Here is a 16,588-nt window from a genome sequence, read left to right on the forward strand (position 1 = left end):
ATGGTTCAAAAGGCGGAGGTTAAAGATTCCCATATGGGCGGATCACTCGATATCGCGCAAATCCGCAAAGAATTTCCTATCTTTGACCGCTCCTTTCATGGACACCGGCTTGTTTATCTAGACAACTCCGCCACATCCCAAAAACCGATGTGTGTGCTGGATGCCCTGACGGGATTTTACAAGACCTCTAATGCTAATGTTCACAGGGGTATCTCGACCCTTTCCCGGGAAGCAACGGAAGCCTATGAGGAGACGCGGCGGAGGGTCGCCGGCTTTTTAGGGAATGTCCCCTCGAAGAGCATCGTCTTCACAAGGGGAACGACCGAATCGATCAATCTCATCGCTTGGGCTTGGGCCCGGCGCCGTCTGAAAGCCGGAGATGAGATTCTTCTCACCGAGATGGAACACCACAGCAACCTCATCCCTTGGATGCTCATCGCCCGCGAATCAAACCTTGTGCTGCGGCACATCCCCGTCACTGATGATGGACGACTTCAGCTGGAGGCGCTTGATGATCTGCTGACGGAGAAAACGAAAATCGTTTCGGTGACCCGCCAATCAAATGTCACAGGTACAATGAATCCGGTGGCCGAGATCGCCCGGCGGGCAAAGGCTTTCGGTGCGAAGGTCCTTATCGATGGTGCGCAGTCCGTTCCACATGAATCCACCCGGATCGAGGATTTTCAGTGCGATGCCCTAGCCTTCTCCGCGCATAAGATGCTGGGACCCACCGGCGTCGGCGTATTGTACGCCGATCCGGCCTTTCTCGAAGAGATGGAGCCGTATCAAGGCGGGGGGGAGATGATACAGGAGGTCACTCGCGACCATGCCACATGGCGCGCGATCCCCTGGAAATTCGAAGCGGGGACCCCCAATATAGCCGGTGTGGTGGCGTTCAAGACGGCGTTGGATTTTCTTGAGGCGGCCGGATTGGAGAAGATTGCGGCGCACGAGAACCGGTTGAGGCGGTATGCCCTCGATCGCCTGCTCGCAATCGAGGGGCTCCGGATCCTGGGCGGTGATACCCATGAAGATCGGGGCGGGGTCCTTTCATTTGTTCTCGAGAACCTCCATCCGCACGATCTTGCAACCGTGTTGAATGAGAGGGGGATTGTTATTCGCGCCGGCCACCATTGCGCTCAACCCCTTATGCGGCGATTTAATGTCGCCGCCGCGGCGCGGATCTCCTTTTACATTTACAATGATACAGATGATGTCGACGCCCTCGCCGAAGGGATTGATGAAGCTGTAAGGTACTTTGCCCCATGAAATCAACGGAGCTGGACGCCCTCTACCGTAAAGTATTGCTGGATCATTACCGAGATCCCCGTTGCCGGGATCCGATATCCTCTCCCACTCACCGGCAAAAAGCCAGCAATCCCCTCTGTGGCGATGAAACGAGCCTCGCCGTGGAGCTGGTGGATGGCCGGTTCCTGAAGATCCAGGTGCGAAGCGGCGGATGCTCGATTTGTGTCGCTTCGGGCAGCATGATGGGAGAAATTGTACAGGGGCGCACGGAAAAGGAAACGAGGCGCATCGCCGATGCTTTCCAGCTTTTGATGAAGGGTTCTCCTATTCCTGATAATGTGGATCTGGGGGATCTCCGGGTGTTGGAGGGTGTTTTGCGTTTTCCAGAAAGAGTCAAATGTGCAACACTTCCTTGGGTTGCGCTGGAGGGAATTCTGCTGGAGCGGGAAAGGGAGTTGGAAGGGGATCAGAAAAAGGATCGGGAAAAATAAAATGAAGCCCCGCAGCTACAGCCAAGTCGCGCCGCTCGTAAAAAAAGCTCTAAAAGATTATTTCACGATCGAAGAAATGCGTGATTTACACCGTGTGGAGACATCGCGGCATTTTGGCCTCGCGATCCGCCATATTTTATTGTCGATGATTGCCCTGGCCATTTTGTTTTGGTTTAAGCAGCCCATCATCTGGATTCCCGTCGCGCTCTTTCAGGGCTTTCAGATTCTCGGTTTTACAATCCTTCTTCACGAACAAGTCCACGAGATCATCTTTCGCGGCCGCCGCCCGCGACTTAACCGCCTTATGGGTTTGATTTATGCGTTTCCCAGCTCGATATCGGCGACGCAATTCCGAATCTGGCATCTGGATCATCATAAAGAACTGGGTTCCTCGGTGCACGATCCCAAGCGGGCCTATCTCACACCCAAGATTGTAAAACGGTGGTACAAGCTCCTCTATCTCACTCCATTTCTATTCGTTATCTATTCGATTGCGTCGAAGAAAGAGGCTGCGACCTATACACAGGCCGAACGCCGGCTCATCAATATCGAGAGAACGGTCGGGATTTTTCTGCATCTCATCTTCGCCGCCCTTTTGGTCCTCGGCGGCGGATGGAATGCAATGCTGCGGGTTTGGTTTATCCCATTGTTCCTTGCCTTCCCGATCGCCTTTACATTAAATCGACTGGGCCAGCACTATGACATCAACCCTGATGATCCGATCAACTGGGCCACATTGATCAACAGCCACCCGTTCTGGGATTTCATCTTCCTTTATTCGAATTTCCACCTTGAGCACCATTACTTCCCAAGGGTGCCTTTTTACCGCCTGAAGGAGCTTAATGAGCGCTTGCAGGGCTTTTACACAAAGCACGGTGTGAAACCCAAAACCTATGGCGGGATCCTCCGGGGATGGTTTATTGAGAATAAAACTCCCCACACCGACTGGTATCCGCCACGGAAGGCGGCGGCTCTATCGGATGGGCGGCCCGCCGGGAGGCCATCCGCATGAAAGCCTGTATCCTTTGCCATGGAGGCGTGGGCGCCTCAGCCTCCGCCGTTGACGGGACGGCCGCCGCCGCTGCGGCCGGCGCAGCCTATCTCCGGCAAAACGCGCTCGACGCCGTCGTTGAAGCGACCAAGGTCCTGGAAGATGACCCGCGCTTCAATGCCGGGACAGGAGCCAACTTCCGGCTCGACGGCAGGACAATTGAGTATGATGCCGGGGTGATGGATTCACGCGGACGCGTCGGCGCTATCGCCGCCGCATCCGGGATGCGCTATCCGATCCTGCTGGCCCGCGCCGTTCTCGATTCCCCGCACCACCTGCTGGCGGGTGAGGGCGCCAACCGTCTGGCACAGCGTTTGAAGTTGGAGAGAAGACAACAGACGCCGGAGCGAACGCATGAAAAATACCGCCGAGCACTGGAACAATTGCTGAGCCGGCAGCCGCACTCCTTTGCTCAAGCCGCCTGGCATCGCGAAAACTGGCGTGACTTCTGGAATTTTGACGGAAGACCACCGCGCCGCCGCACAACCGATCCCACAAGGGGTGGCGCATGGGGTGGCGCAAAGGGTGGCGCAAGAGGTGGCGCAAGGGGTGGCGCAGGGAGAGGTGCCGGTGAATTCAGTTGCGATACGGTCGGCGCCGTCGCGCGCGATTCCCGCGGCCGTTTCGCCGTCTCCAACTCAACCGGTGGGACGACCCTTATGCTCTACGGACGGGTCGGCGACTCACCTCTGGTCGGCTGTGGTTTCTTTGCCGGGCCGGCGGGAGCGGTAACGACAACCGGCGTCGGTGAAGAAATTATCAACCGGCTGCTCGCCTTCCGGGTATACCAATGGATGGAAGAGGGTGCGACGCCGCAGGAAGCCTGCGCCCAGGGCGCCGGGCTCTTTCCTCGCCGGATCCCCGTTGGTATTCTCGCCGTCAATCGTGAAAGCGAAGGGGTCGCCGCCAGCCGTGAGATGCCATGGGCCGGTGTGATAATGGATAAACCGGGGAGCATGAAATCGATCATCCTGCCATCCTGAAACCGCCGGGATCGGGATCCAAATGCAATTAACGCGATTGTTCCCTGATGGTACGCGAAGATTATTTTAAAAGTCTCTTCGCCTCCGCCTCGAGTATCTCACAGGTTCTTCGTAGATAACGTTCATCCGTCCTGATATTCCCGATCGCCAATCGTAAAATCGTCCGCCCCCTCAACCGGGTAGATGAGATAAAAATCTCCCCGCTGGCATTAACATTTCGAAGCAATGTCTCGTTGAGCTTGTCCAGAGTTGCCGGGGTCATCTTATGGGGTGTTGCTTTTAATGACCTGGGTTCCAAACGGAAGCAAACGGTGCTAAACGGTGTGGGCGCCATTCTTCGGAAGAGGGTGGACCGGCCTACCCAGCGGGAGAATTGCTGAGCCAAACGGATATGCTCCTGCAAGCGCGTCTGAAGTCCCTCACGGCCGAAGGTGCGAAGAACAAACCAAAGCTTCAACGATCGAAAACGCCGCCCCAAGGCGACACCATAATCCATAAAATTGACAACCTCATCCGCCTCGGGCGTCTCGAGATAGGCCGGCACGAGCGAGAGGGCTTCGCGAATCACCTGCGGTTTCCGGCAATAAAGCACACTCAGATCGATAGGACAGAAAAGCCACTTGTGCGGATTAACCACAATCGAATCGGCCCGCTCCCATCCTTTGAAAAGCTCTCTTTTCTCGGGAAGCAACGCGGCCGCGCCGGCATAGGCGGCATCGACGTGGAACCATAATTTATAGCGCCTGCAGATCTCCGCGATCCGATCCAGCGGATCGACACTGGTTGTCGAGGTTGTCCCGGCCGTGGCAACCACGGCGAAGGGGCGGATCCCTTGATCCAGATCAGCTCTAATGGATTTCTCCAGGAGACGGGTATCCATCCGGAAGTTTTTATCGGAGGGAATACTGCAGACCCCTTTGCGTCCGATACCCAAAACAATGCCCGCCTTTTCAATTGAGGAGTGCGCTTCTTGAGAAATGTAATAGCGCAGCGGTGGAAGATCGCTCCGGCCGCACAAACCCTCGTCACGAACACCGGGGATTGTTTGGCGGGCCGCTATCATGGCGACGAGACTTGATAGGGATGCGGTATCTTGTATAACCCCCCAGAAGCGGGAGGGGAGGCCCAGCAGTTGACGAAGCCAGTCGAGGGTCACTTCCTCCAGCTCGGTCGCCGCAGGTGATGCCTTCCAGAGCATCCCATTGACATTGAGCGCGGCCGATAGGGTTTCAGCCAGGATTCCCGGTTGTGAACCCGTGATGCCGAAATAGGCCATAAAACCGGGGTGATTCCAATGAGTGATCCCGGGCAGGATGACCGATTGGAAATCGCTCCAAACATTTTCCATCGGTTCGGACCGGTTCGGCGGGTGCTGGGGCAATCGCTTGCGGATCTCTCCCGGCTGGACCTTGGCCAGGACCGGATATTCCTGCGGATTGGAGAAGTAATGTGAAATCCAGTTCAATATCCAGTCGCCGTACTCCTGAAACTCATCGGAGGACCAGATGTCGCCCGTGGAAGAAACAGCGGAATCCCGGCTCCTCTTCTCAGTCATCTTTTCCCACCTTACTCGGCGGGAGTGGGAGCGGTTCCATGGTGCTCGGCATCCATCCTTGCCAATTCCTTATCGAATAAATAGAGACCTTTTTCGGGAACACCGATGATTTTGATCTTGTCGAGAATCGAACCGAAGATGGATTCTTCCTCGAGCTGCTCGGCGATAAAATACTGCAGGAAATTGAAAGTTGTGAAATCCTTCAAACCAAAGGCGAGAGCGGCCAAATCGTTGATCTTTGAGGTGACAAGCTGTTCATGCTCAAGGATCTGCTCAAACATATCCTTCACAGAATCAAAAGCTGTCGGTGGCGCGGCCAGAGTCCCAAGAATCGCCATACCGCCGGTCTCATTGATAAACGAGAAAAACTTATCCATATGCGACATCTCTTCACCCGCGTGGCTCTTTAAAAACCGAGCGGCGCCTTCCAGACCCTTTGATTGGGCCCAAGCACTCATTTGAAGGTATAAGTTGGAAGAGTAAAACTCGAGATTGATCTGAGCATTCAGCGCGTCGAGCATTTCTTTTTTCAACATGGCTCATCCTTTCTTACATATCCACACCGACATATCCACACCTACGAATCCATTCTGATGAATCCACTGTTACGAATCCGCGAATCGATGGACTCCAGGAAATTCCTGGAAACACTTGAATTTCCCATGGGTGGAGGTGGGTGTCAAGCTGACGCTGGGAAGGCGTTTCTACAGAAGGGATTGCCGTATCGTAAGAATCGGCAAACAAAAAGGCTCCCCAGTTGCATCGGCCGGGTCGATCGACGATGCTTGTTTCCAGAATCCATGCAGGAATTTTTGGCCGCCCGGCGGGCGGCCCTGAAGAAGGGACTGATTGAACGGGGATCAGCAGAAGAATCAGGGGGGCATTATGAAAAGGAAAAGAATCTGGCAAGGAAGTGATAGGCGGGGCGGGCATCTGATCGGCGGGATTCTGCTTCTCCTCACAACCTTGATCACGATATTCATCACAACCTCCATTTCGAACGTATGGGCCGACGAATCTTTCGGCACTTTCTCCATCGCCGCCTATGATGCGCAAACCGGCGAGGTTGGGGTCGCCGTTCAATCGCGCGTCTTCAGCGTGGGGCCGCGCGTGGCGTGGGTTAAGGGGGGTGTCGGCGCCATTGCGACGCAGGCGCAGTCGAATGAGACTTTCGGCCCGCGTGGATTGCTCCTCATGGAAACCGGTCTCTCCGCGGAAGAGACACTCGAATGGCTTCTGGCGCAGGATCCCGGCCGGGAGAATCGCCAGGTCGGCATTGTCGATATCAACGGCGGCGTCGCCAACTGGACCGGGTCGGGATGCGCCGATTGGGCCGGCGATTCCTCGGGCACCGGTTTCACCTGCCAGGGGAATATATTGGCCAATGCCGAAGTGGTCGCGGGCATGATCAAGGCCTTCCAGGAAACGGAGGGTCAGGAACTGGCCCGACGGATGATTGCGGCGCTGCACGCAGCCCAGGCGGCCGGTGGTGACAAACGGGGGCAGCAATCGGCGGCGATCCTCATCGGCCGGACACATCCCGATTTCCCGGAGTATGCTTATCGCTATATCGATATCCGCGTGGAGGATCATACGGAGCCGATCGCCGAGCTGGATCGTCTTTATCAGATGTATGAGGCGCAGGGTCTTGTACAAGCGCATCTGAATTTCTCCGATTGGATGGAGGCCAACGGCGACATGGACGGCGCGCGGTATGAGCGGGAACGCGTCGCGCAAGTACTGACACGGGCTTTGAAAGAGGATGTTCGTGACGCCGAGATGTTGAACTCACTCGCCTGGTTCGCCGCCACCCACGATTTTCATCTGCCCGAGGCGCTGGAAGCGGCGCAGCGGGCTGTCGGCCTGGAGCCGAAGAACTCGAATATTCTTGATACTCTGGGGGAGACCCATTATCGGATGGGACACTACGATAAGGCGATCGAGGTGCAGAACGAGGCGATTGCCATTGCTCCGGACGATGAATATTTGAAGGAGCAGTTGAAGAAGTTTGAAAAGGCGAAGGCGGAAGGGAAGTAGCGCGGATTTCGATCCCGGGATCAACGACCTGAACGAGGCTTGTTCAGTCCCCTCCGCCGTCTATCGGCATCGCAGGATTGGAGAACCGCATGTCACAATTGAGAATGCCGGTTGTCATATATGGGTTCGGATGGATTCTGCGGATCCTCATGCTTACTTTAACAATATCCTGTCACGGCCAAAATGAAAATCAAGCCGAGGTAGGGGGGCACTGGGAGGTTTGGACGCCGTCCGATTCGATCCTCTTGGAAAGGCCGAGGGACTTCATCGAATACGAGAGTGTGCCGATCTCGGGAATCTGTCCCATTTCCGATACGGCAAAGACCGGCGCCCCCCGTTGCGGATACCGGTGGAATCGCGATGCGTGGGAACTTCTGGGCGCAGGTCTCAACGGAGAGATCGATGTTTTTCTCATCTACCAGAATGATTTGATCGCCGGCGGCGCTTTCACGGAAGAGAAGGGCGACAACCTTGATCATATGGGGCGATGGGACGGCGAGAGCTGGAAACCTTTTCACAAGGGTATTAATGGACGTGTCCGCGCCTTAGCCGAGTTCGACAGTGCCCTGATCGCTGGAGGTGATTTTACGACGGCCGGCGATGGGACGGTCTTTCATCTGGCCCGCTGGGATGGGAACCTTTGGCGCCACATCGGCGGTGGGGTCAATGGTCCCGTTCGAGCCCTGGCCGTCTATGGCGGCGACCTTATCGCGGCGGGCCAATTCGATCACGCCGGAAGGGTCCCCGCTCAAAATATCGCCCGGTGGAGTGGGGATGAGTGGCACTCGATGGGCGCCGGCTTCAATGGCCCAGTTCACGACTTGATTGTTCATGAGGGGCGCCTGATGGCCACGGGCGCCTTCTCGAAGTCAGGTGATGTTGATTTAGAGGGCGTCGCCAGATACGTCGAATGACCGGCGGCGGGACAGGTCTGTTCTTACAACTCATTTGGTGGCAATAAATTACAGAGTCCAGCCGGCGAGACTCTGTAACCGGTTGATTTATTTATGGTTATGCGGCCGGGCCTGTCCCGGATGATAAGATCTCTCCGATTTCAACCAACCTTCTCCAATCCGGCGGTCGATAGTATACTGAGAACTGTTGTTTGTTCCGGCCGCGCGGTCCTGTTGTTCATCGGGAGACCCCGAGGTTCTGTTATAAGCTCGGATAGATCCGAAGTCCTGTCGTAAAACCCGGAGAAATCAATGAAGGTACTGCTCATCAACCCGCCCAGCGATAACGAGCTGGTGGGAAACAATCCGCCCATTATCGAAGAGGAGCGCGGCTACAACCCTCCTCTGGGATTGCTCTATATCGCCGCCCACCTCGAGAAATTCAGCAGCCATGAGGTCTCGGTCATCGATGCGCAGGTGGATGAGTTGGATTACCCGAAGCTTAAAAAAATAATCGCAACAGAGAGCCCCGATGTCGTCGGAATCACGGCAATGACCTTCACATTGATCGATGTGATCAAGACGGCGGAGCTCGTGAAAGAGGTGAATCCCGAAATCCGCGTCGTCCTGGGCGGCCCGCATGTGCATCTTTATCCTGATGAGACGATTGCCCTGCCCTCGGTCGACTATCTGGTCCTGGGCGAGGGGGAGATTCCCTTTCACGATTTGATGGAGCATATCGATCAGCAGGATAAGCTCACCGGCATCACAGGATTGGTATTCCGGCATAATGGGAATGTGGTCAACACCGGTGTCCGAGGCCTTCGGGACAACCTCGATGAAATTCCCTTTCCGGCGCGCCATCTGACGCCCTACAAGAAGTACACCTCCCTCATGGCGAAACGAAATCCGATCACGACGATGTTTACCAGCCGGGGATGCCCCTACAAATGTATCTTTTGCGACCGTCCGCATCTGGGGAAGCTCTTCCGCGCCCGATCGGCCGGCAATGTCGTCGATGAGCTGGAAGAGTGCGTCGATCTTGGGATCCGCGAATTTCTGATCTATGACGACACGTTCACCATACAGCGGAAACGGGTTGTCGCGATTTGCGAGGAGATCCTGAAACGCGGTTTGGATATCGGATGGGATGTCCGCGCGCGCGTCAACACGGTCGACGAGGACCTGGCCCGGTTGATGAAGAAGGCCGGATGCGAGCGGATCCACTACGGAGTGGAAGCCGGCACCAACCGAATGTTAAAGGTTCTGCAAAAAGGGATCACGGTCGAAGAGGCCCACCACGCCTTTCGTTTTACAAAGAAGGCCGGGATCGCCACACTCGCCTATTTTATCATCGGTTCCCCCACCGAAACCTACGAAGATATCAAGGCGACGATGAAGCTGGCGCGGGACCTGAACCCCGATTATGTCCATATCACGATCATGACGCCCTTCCCCGGAACAGCGCTTTACATTCAGGGGCTGGAAGAGGGTGTGATTGAGCGCGATTTCTGGCGAGAGTTTGCGGCGAACCCGGCACCTGATTTCAAGCCCCCTTATTGGGAAGAGAATTTCACCCGTGATGAATTACTGAAAATGATCGATGAAGCCTACCACAACTTTTATATCCGCCCGATCTACATTATGAAAAGGGTGATGCAGGTGCGCTCATGGGGGCAATTCAAACGGCATGCGCGGGCCGGCTTGAAGGTGCTCAAGCTGTAGCTTGTCCTGTAACCCTCAGGCATTCAACATGTTGCGAGCGCGGCGCTCGGCCGCACCTCACAGAAACCTCTGTATTTTTGCCTCAAGGTGTTATATAATTAGGTGTTAGGTGGATTTGAGCTTCAACATGGGTCGGCATGACGCCTTGGGAGACAGATAATGCCACAACCTGTTGCTGTACAGCACGCCAAAGGTCTTTTCCCAACGCGATATTCTGGCAGTCGATTGATAATGCAGCTCTTGCTCTCCCTCGTGATCCTCCTTGCCGGTTCCCTCGCGGTCGAGGCCGATCCCGACACGCTTTGGGTTAATACGACCTGGGTGGCCCACAGCGATGTTGAGCTTATCAATTCACTCGTCGTCGCACCAAACGCCACCCTGACGATTGAACGGGGCAGCACGATTCGTTTGGGAAACAGCACCGAAATCCTTGTCCTGGGGGGCCTGATGGCCCTGGGCACGGCCGGTGAGCCGATCGAGTTTACACGGCTCTACTCTCATTTACCCTGGCAGACCATTGCGGCGGACGATCCGACCGGCGACTTTGTTTTTGATCACTGCATCATCCACGGCGGGCAGGGAATTGATTGGGGCTGGGTCGATCGGGGGATGCTCGGTATTCGTTATGGATCTATAACAATAATAAATTGTGAAATATATGACGGCTTGCAGTGCGCTCTTCTCGCGGTGGGCGCAGGTTTATCACTGCAGAATAATCATATTCATAACATCGGGGATGTCGGCTGCAGCATCCGGTATTGGTGCTACGGCTACATCGTGGGAAATACGATCCATGATATGATCGATGACGGCCTCAATATCGACGGATCGGACATCCACGTTCTCGATAATCGCGTCTACAACACCTATGATGACGGCATCGATTGCGACGGATCGACCGGGCTTGTCGCCCGGAATATTGTAAGCGGGGCGGGGGATTGCGGCATGACCTTTGCCGGGGATGAATCGGGTCTGCGTCTTGAGAACAACCTGATCTACGATTCCACCAAGGGCATGGAAATCAAACAGAGCTCCAACATCACTATTATCAACACGACGATCGCCGACAATGGCATCGGCATCAGGCTTTATGAAAACGCCCCCGGCAACGGCGGAGGCATCGGTGTTCTGCGGAACACGATTCTCTGGGGCAATACGACAAGTTATACATTAGATGAATATAGCGATTTATTCGCGGTCTTTTGCGACATTCAAGGGGATACCCTGCAGGCCGGAGCGGGCAATATCAACGCCGACCCGCTCTTTGCCAACCCCGAGTCGGGGGTGTTTAAACTGCTGAATTATTCGCCTTGCATTGATGCCGGTGTGTCGGGTGATTCACCCGTGACCGATATCGAAGGGCATGCCCGCTGGGATAATCCCAATGTCCCGAACACCGGCTCCGGAACCTATACATACTATGACATCGGGTGTCATGAGTTCCAGCCCGGCTCATCGGATGCGCCGGCGCCGGAAGGGCGGCAGACGCGCCTGCATTTAGGACATCCGTCACCGAATCCGTTCCATCGCCAGGCGCTTGTATCCCTGGACCTGCCGGTCGGTATGCGCCTCGACGCCTTCATCGTCGACCCCTCGGGGCGGAGAATCCGTTCGTTGGGATCAGAATTGTATCCCGCCGGGTCGGTGCGCTGGGTTTGGGATGGGCGCAACGCATCCGGCGCCCGCGTCTCTTCAGGGCGGTATCATCTCGTCGTCAGAACGGAAGATGGGATTTCCTTATCCAGGTCTTTGCTCTATCTGCGCTGATCAGGATAACCGGTTAGCGAACCTTTTTTACTTCGGCGATCTTCCCTGTCATCTCCGGCATTCCCGTCATGCCTACCAGGGGATGATGCTTGTCTCCAAGGCGAATTGTATATATCCGACGGGTGGGAATAGATCGTTGTCGAATCCTTCCTGTGTTACGCCGTTACCCAGACGGAAGCCTCCGGTGATATTGGCGCCGAGATGTATAAATCTGGTCTGCAGGAAAGTCGCGCCCATTCCCGCGCAGAGGGTATAAATTTGAAGCCGGTCGCCCTTGATTTTTCTGGAGTCTCCGCCTTCGATAACCGTAATCGGGTTGGTGAAGGAAAATGTCATCAATCCCCACCGAAAACCGACGAGACAGTACAACCCCATAAAGGTATGATCCTCAGTTAAATAGAAGCGCCCGGTCGCATCCAAACCGAATTCGCTTGGGGAGCTGATCCCATCCGCATGCCCCAACATCGTTCCCTTTGTATGATCCCCGTAGTAAAAACCGCCGGCCGCCCTGATTCGGGGCTGGGGGCGGGCGCTGTAGCGGATATAAAGACCGTGAAATCCATCACTCTGGTGGCCTGAGGGATTTGTATAGAAGAATCCGAAGTCGATGCCATTCCGATCCGGACCTGAGTTTCTATGGAGTTCGCCCGAGAGGCTGAGATCACCACGCATCATTGCGGCTGAATCACCGCCGGCTGCGGACTCCCCGGCGCTTATGGACTCGGCGCCGGCGTCTGCACCCAAGAAATCGCCGAGGATCGCCTCGTCCTCATCTTCATCCTCATCGGATTCATCGGCCGTGATTTGACGGATAGCTCTTTGCTTCTCCGGTTTCTTCGCAGCCTGATCCGCAGCGTCGGATAAGCTTCCTCCACGCCGCTGTGGACCCGCACATCCGCCGGCGAAAATCAGAATAAGGATAGCGAAAAGAATGAGAAATAGGGCAGAGCTTGCTTTGTGCAACATGTCCACGTCTTCCTCATACCAAATCGTGGTTCCGCTGCCCCTCTGCGTCACTGTCTCTTGCCGGCCGGTCCGGGGAGCCCTCTAAGCTCCTGCGTCAGGCCTCCTTGCTCACATCAGTGGAAGGAGGGACCCCTTCGCTGCGCCACCCACCCGGACCCGACCGGCTTAGATATAAGAACGGATCCAGGCGTTCATTTCAACGATTGACTTCATGCCGGATGGCATTTCTTCCAAAGACCGGCTAACGAGTCTTCCTAAAAACAGCTAACGAATCCTCCAAAGAAAGGCGCCCTCGAGAATGGCGGGATCGACCCATTCGACCTGTCCGCTCCGCGTCATCAGGGGCAGCGATCTATTTGGCGTCGCATCACCGGTGAGGAACCCGGCCGCTATTTTCAGCAGCGCAGGAACAGCACCTGCAGCCATATCGCCTTCCTCGAGGATCCTTTCGATGAACGATTTTGGTTTTGGAAAATGCTCGATCTTGACCTCTTCGTTGACCGGTATACCGGCCTTTTCTTTAACGAGGGCCAGGGCGACATCCAATCCGCCAAGATGGTCAACCAGCTTGCGATCGAGCGCTTGCTTTCCAGTCCAGACGCGTCCTTTGCAAAGGGTGTCCATCACGGCGAAATCAAGATTCCGGGCCGCGGCGATCCGCCGGACCCAATCCTCATATGATTTGTAGTGGTGTGACCGGATGATCTCCCATTCTTCCTCAGAAAAATCACGGTAATCGGAAAAGAGATCGGCCATGGGCCCGATCGTCAAAAAATCTTTTGTGATGCCGAGCTTGTTATACAGACCACGGACATTGAATTTTCCGGTGATGGAGCCGATGGAACCGGTGATCGTGTGCGGCATCGCAACGACGGTGCTGCACTGGTAAGCAATCATATAGCCGCCGGATGCGGCGACATCGACCATCGAGACGACCGAGGGCTTCTTCTCATCCAGACGAAAGAGGGCATGGCCGATATCATCGCTGGCGATTGATTCCCCGCCGCCGCTGTCGATGCGGAGAATGACGCCGGCGATTCCCCTGTCTTCCTGGATGCTCTTGAGGACCTTTGTTACCGATGCGGCGCCCATTTTCAGACCGAACGGAAGGACATACCCATCCTCCCCACCGGCGATCACGCCCTGGGCGTGGACGACGGCGATGCGCTTCTTGCCGGTGAGGCCCAGTTCGGAGCGCTTTACGGTTGCGTAGTCGTCGCCTGAGATGGTTTTCCATTTGCCGTCATCGCCCAGGATCTCCTCCAGATCGTCCCAATAAACGACCGCGTCGAGCAGCCCATCTTCATAGGCCTGAGGCGCGTTAAACAATGCTGTACTCATGAGCTCCAGAACGCGGTTCCTGGTGACGCCGCGGTTATCGGCGATCGTGCCGACCATGTCATTGAACAATGCCTCGAGCAGCCAGGTGAGATTCTCGCGGTAGGCATCCGACATCTTATCCATGAGGAAAGGTTCCGCCGCGGCCTTATACTCCGCTATCCGATCCAGATTGGCCTTAACGCCGATGGCATCGAGGGTGCCCTTGAAATGCATCGCTTCGGCGGCCAGGCCCTTGATCTCCAACACACCTTCCGGGGGTAAGAGGATCGAATCGCAACCGGAGATCATATAGTAGTTCCCTGATGTGAGGAACCGGGAATAGGCATAGACCGGCTTTCCCGCCTCCTGAAGCTGTTTGATGCGCAGTCTTATTTCGTCTTTCTTGGCGAATCCGAGATCCGATCCGCCCACCTGCAGAATGACGCCCCGGATTCGATCATCAACCCGCGCTTTTTCGAGGTTCTCCAGAATCGCGGTCAGATGATTGTGCTTGTCTCCAATAATCGGCAGCGCCGTCGATGGGTAATATTCGGGAATCTCACCGGAAAGAGTCTGGATCAGATAGGTGTTTTTGTGCACCTGCACCGTTTCCGATGTGATCATCGCCGCAAAGATGAAGAGGAGGACGATGCCCCAAAAGGTGAGAAACAACGATGCAAGGATAACCGCAAAGAACGTGCGGAAGAATGACTTCATGAGAACCCCCTTCTCAATTCCCAGAATGTTGGCCGTTGCCGGAAAGCGCTGGAATCTTCCTTATTCTAAGAAACGATGCGACTCCCAATAGACAGAGAAGCCCTCCCCGAAGGAAATGTCCATAGAGGATATGCCCCAAGCCGAACAGCGCGCCATAGATGAGAATCAGGGCCAATAAGACCCCTTCCCATCTCTGTCGGGTCGGGAAATGGCGTACATTGGTATACGAATCCGATGAATCGTCTGTTTCAGCTTTCCTAAAACGCCCTCTCACAGGTCGCCAGAGCCCGGGCGGCCGGGTCCGCTTGTAGAAAGCCTCCAGCACAGGCCATGGGGTCGGTTTGGTCAGATACGAGACAGTCAGCCAAACAAGCCCCGAGAGAAAGACGTTGATCGCCATGATTTCGTGCGAAGCGAAGGTGTGGCCGATCCATCCCCAGCGATTGGATAGATTCAGCAACGTGGCGACGGTGAGACTCGAGATCATCGCCGACAGCTCACTCCAGGCATTCAGACGCCACCAGAACCATCTGAAGAGAAAGACCGCCCCGGCGCCCGAGACGAGCTGGAGCAGAAACTCAAAGAGACCGCGGATCGAGGTGTTAAAAAGAGCGATCAGCGATCCAATGATAAGAAATCCCAAACCGGATGCCCTGCTGATCCAGAGGTAATGGCGTTCCGAGGCGTTTCGCTTCATGAAACGGCGGTAGATGTCGTTCACGAAATAGGACGAGGCCAGATTCATATGGGTGTCGATCGTCGACATGAAGGCGGCCAGCATCGCGGCGAACATCAGCCCCAGCCAACCCGGACCGAGGAAGGTTGACATCATCTTGGGGTAAGCCGCCTTGTGATCGGTCAGATCGGGAAAGACGGCGATGGAAACGAGCGCGACGACAAACCAGGGCCATGGTCGCACCGCATAATTGAGGAATGAGAACCAGAGCATGGATAGGGTTGCGTGGCGCTCATTTTTGGAGGCCGACATCCTCTGAATCAGCACGCCACCTCCATCGGAATACTTCCAGGACCACCACTGGATTGATATCGCCACGATAAATCCCCAAAAAACGCCTTTCGCCGCGCCGGGGCCGCGGAAGACCGGGGGCATCATCCGCATAGCCGGTTCGCCCGATGAATCCATCAGTGAGGGAATGAGTTTGGCGAAACCGCTGAGTCCCCCGACATGATCGATGGCGAGAACCATCAGGAGGATCGATCCCAGCATCGCGGTGCAGAACTGGAAGAGATCGGTCATCACGACCCCCCACAAGCCCGAGAGGGAGGCGTAGACCGTTGCGAGGAGGATGCAGGCGCCGATCGTTAGGAGTTTTGGGAATCCCAGCACCTCTTCGGAAATGGTCGCCATGGCGAGAATCACCCAGCCAAGGACGACGCTGTTGGTCACAAAGGAGTAGAAGCCCCCCTTGAAGCCGCGGAGAAAAGCCCCCTCGCCGGAGCCATAACGGAGTTCACAGAACTCCACATCGGTTACAACCCGTGCGCGGCGCCAGAGGGCGGCGAGGAAGAAGGTCGTGAGGGCGTGGCTGATGGCGAAATTGAACCAGATCCAGTTGGCGGTCACGCCACCGGACCGGACATAGGCTGTCACGACGAGGGGGGTATCGGCGGCGAAGGTTGTCGCCACCATCGAGGTCCCGGCAATCCACCAGGGAAGCTGCCGGCCTGAGAGAAAGAACTCCTCGGTGTTTCTCGAGGCCCTGCGTGAGTAGAAGATCCCAATGCCCAAAACGAGGATGGCGTAGAGGGCCAGGATGAGCCAATCCAGGGTAACAAGATTCATGATGGCATTAAATAACGGCGGGAGGATCTGA

General features: G+C 55.7%; 14 protein-coding genes. 9 read left to right on the top strand and 5 right to left on the bottom strand.

Annotated elements, in window-relative coordinates:
• Positions 1 to 33: 33 nt before the first annotated feature.
• From KJ970_17505 to KJ970_17520, 4 genes are read left to right on the top strand one after another with little or no spacing between them, the layout of a single operon-like run.
• Positions 34 to 1,269 carry a cysteine desulfurase gene (locus tag KJ970_17505; protein MBU2692716.1) on the top strand — a complete coding sequence of 412 codons (1,236 nt, stop codon included), beginning with the start codon at positions 34 to 36 and terminating at the stop codon, positions 1,267 to 1,269.
• Positions 1,266 to 1,739 (top strand): SUF system NifU family Fe-S cluster assembly protein, encoded by a 474-nt coding sequence (locus KJ970_17510; protein MBU2692717.1) that lies wholly within the window; start codon positions 1,266 to 1,268, stop codon positions 1,737 to 1,739. Before KJ970_17505 ends, KJ970_17510 begins: the two co-directional genes overlap by 4 nt.
• 1 nt (position 1,740) lies before the next feature.
• Positions 1,741 to 2,751: a fatty acid desaturase gene (locus KJ970_17515; GenBank protein ID MBU2692718.1), complete on the top strand. Its 1,011-nt coding sequence runs from the start codon at positions 1,741 to 1,743 to the stop codon at positions 2,749 to 2,751.
• Positions 2,748 to 3,773, top strand: a complete 1,026-nt coding sequence (locus KJ970_17520; protein MBU2692719.1) for an isoaspartyl peptidase/L-asparaginase — start codon at positions 2,748 to 2,750, stop codon at positions 3,771 to 3,773. The genes KJ970_17515 and KJ970_17520 overlap by 4 nt, the downstream gene beginning before the upstream one ends.
• 61 nt (positions 3,774 to 3,834) lie before the next feature.
• Here the strand turns inward: KJ970_17520 and KJ970_17525 are convergent, their stop codons facing one another.
• Both KJ970_17525 and ftnA read right to left on the bottom strand, forming a co-directional pair.
• Positions 3,835 to 5,328 carry an amino acid decarboxylase gene (locus tag KJ970_17525; protein ID MBU2692720.1) on the bottom strand — a complete coding sequence of 498 codons (1,494 nt, stop codon included), beginning with the start codon at positions 5,326 to 5,328 and terminating at the stop codon, positions 3,835 to 3,837.
• Positions 5,329 to 5,339: 11 nt separating this feature from the next.
• Positions 5,340 to 5,864, bottom strand: a complete 525-nt coding sequence (ftnA, locus tag KJ970_17530) for a non-heme ferritin (GenBank protein ID MBU2692721.1) — start codon at positions 5,862 to 5,864, stop codon at positions 5,340 to 5,342.
• Between the two features lie 57 nt (positions 5,865 to 5,921).
• On the opposite strand from ftnA, the gene KJ970_17535 reads away from it, so the two are divergent.
• The 5 genes from KJ970_17535 to KJ970_17555 all read left to right on the top strand — a co-directional run bounded on the left by KJ970_17535 (position 5,922) and on the right by KJ970_17555 (position 11,750).
• On the top strand, positions 5,922 to 6,245 hold the full coding sequence (locus tag KJ970_17535) for a hypothetical protein (protein MBU2692722.1): 324 nt from the start codon (positions 5,922 to 5,924) through the stop codon (positions 6,243 to 6,245).
• Positions 6,214 to 7,365, top strand: a complete 1,152-nt coding sequence (locus KJ970_17540; protein MBU2692723.1) for a DUF1028 domain-containing protein — start codon at positions 6,214 to 6,216, stop codon at positions 7,363 to 7,365. Before KJ970_17535 ends, KJ970_17540 begins: the two co-directional genes overlap by 32 nt.
• Positions 7,366 to 7,454: 89 nt before the next feature.
• Positions 7,455 to 8,279 carry a hypothetical protein gene (locus KJ970_17545; GenBank protein MBU2692724.1) on the top strand — a complete coding sequence of 275 codons (825 nt, stop codon included), beginning with the start codon at positions 7,455 to 7,457 and terminating at the stop codon, positions 8,277 to 8,279.
• A gap of 291 nt (positions 8,280 to 8,570) precedes the next feature.
• On the top strand, positions 8,571 to 9,983 hold the full coding sequence (locus tag KJ970_17550; GenBank protein ID MBU2692725.1) for a B12-binding domain-containing radical SAM protein: 1,413 nt from the start codon (positions 8,571 to 8,573) through the stop codon (positions 9,981 to 9,983).
• Between the two features lie 159 nt (positions 9,984 to 10,142).
• Positions 10,143 to 11,750 carry a right-handed parallel beta-helix repeat-containing protein gene (locus KJ970_17555; GenBank protein ID MBU2692726.1) on the top strand — a complete coding sequence of 536 codons (1,608 nt, stop codon included), beginning with the start codon at positions 10,143 to 10,145 and terminating at the stop codon, positions 11,748 to 11,750.
• A gap of 72 nt (positions 11,751 to 11,822) precedes the next feature.
• Here KJ970_17555 and KJ970_17560 read toward each other — a convergent pair whose 3' ends face one another.
• The 3 genes from KJ970_17560 to KJ970_17570 all read right to left on the bottom strand — a co-directional run bounded on the left by KJ970_17560 (position 11,823) and on the right by KJ970_17570 (position 16,557).
• The gene (locus KJ970_17560; protein ID MBU2692727.1) at positions 11,823 to 12,716 is read right to left on the bottom strand and encodes a hypothetical protein; all 894 of its coding nucleotides are present in this window, start codon (positions 12,714 to 12,716) and stop codon (positions 11,823 to 11,825) included.
• Between the two features lie 264 nt (positions 12,717 to 12,980).
• Complete coding sequence (gene sppA, locus KJ970_17565) at positions 12,981 to 14,753, bottom strand: signal peptide peptidase SppA (protein ID MBU2692728.1); 1,773 nt, start codon at positions 14,751 to 14,753, stop codon at positions 12,981 to 12,983.
• Between the two features lie 13 nt (positions 14,754 to 14,766).
• Positions 14,767 to 16,557: a Na+:solute symporter gene (locus KJ970_17570; protein MBU2692729.1), complete on the bottom strand. Its 1,791-nt coding sequence runs from the start codon at positions 16,555 to 16,557 to the stop codon at positions 14,767 to 14,769.
• Positions 16,558 to 16,588 lie beyond the last annotated feature (31 nt).

Source organism: Candidatus Eisenbacteria bacterium, from assembly GCA_018831195.1.
Classification (GTDB): Bacteria; Eisenbacteria; RBG-16-71-46; order CAIMUX01; family JAHJDP01; genus JAHJDP01.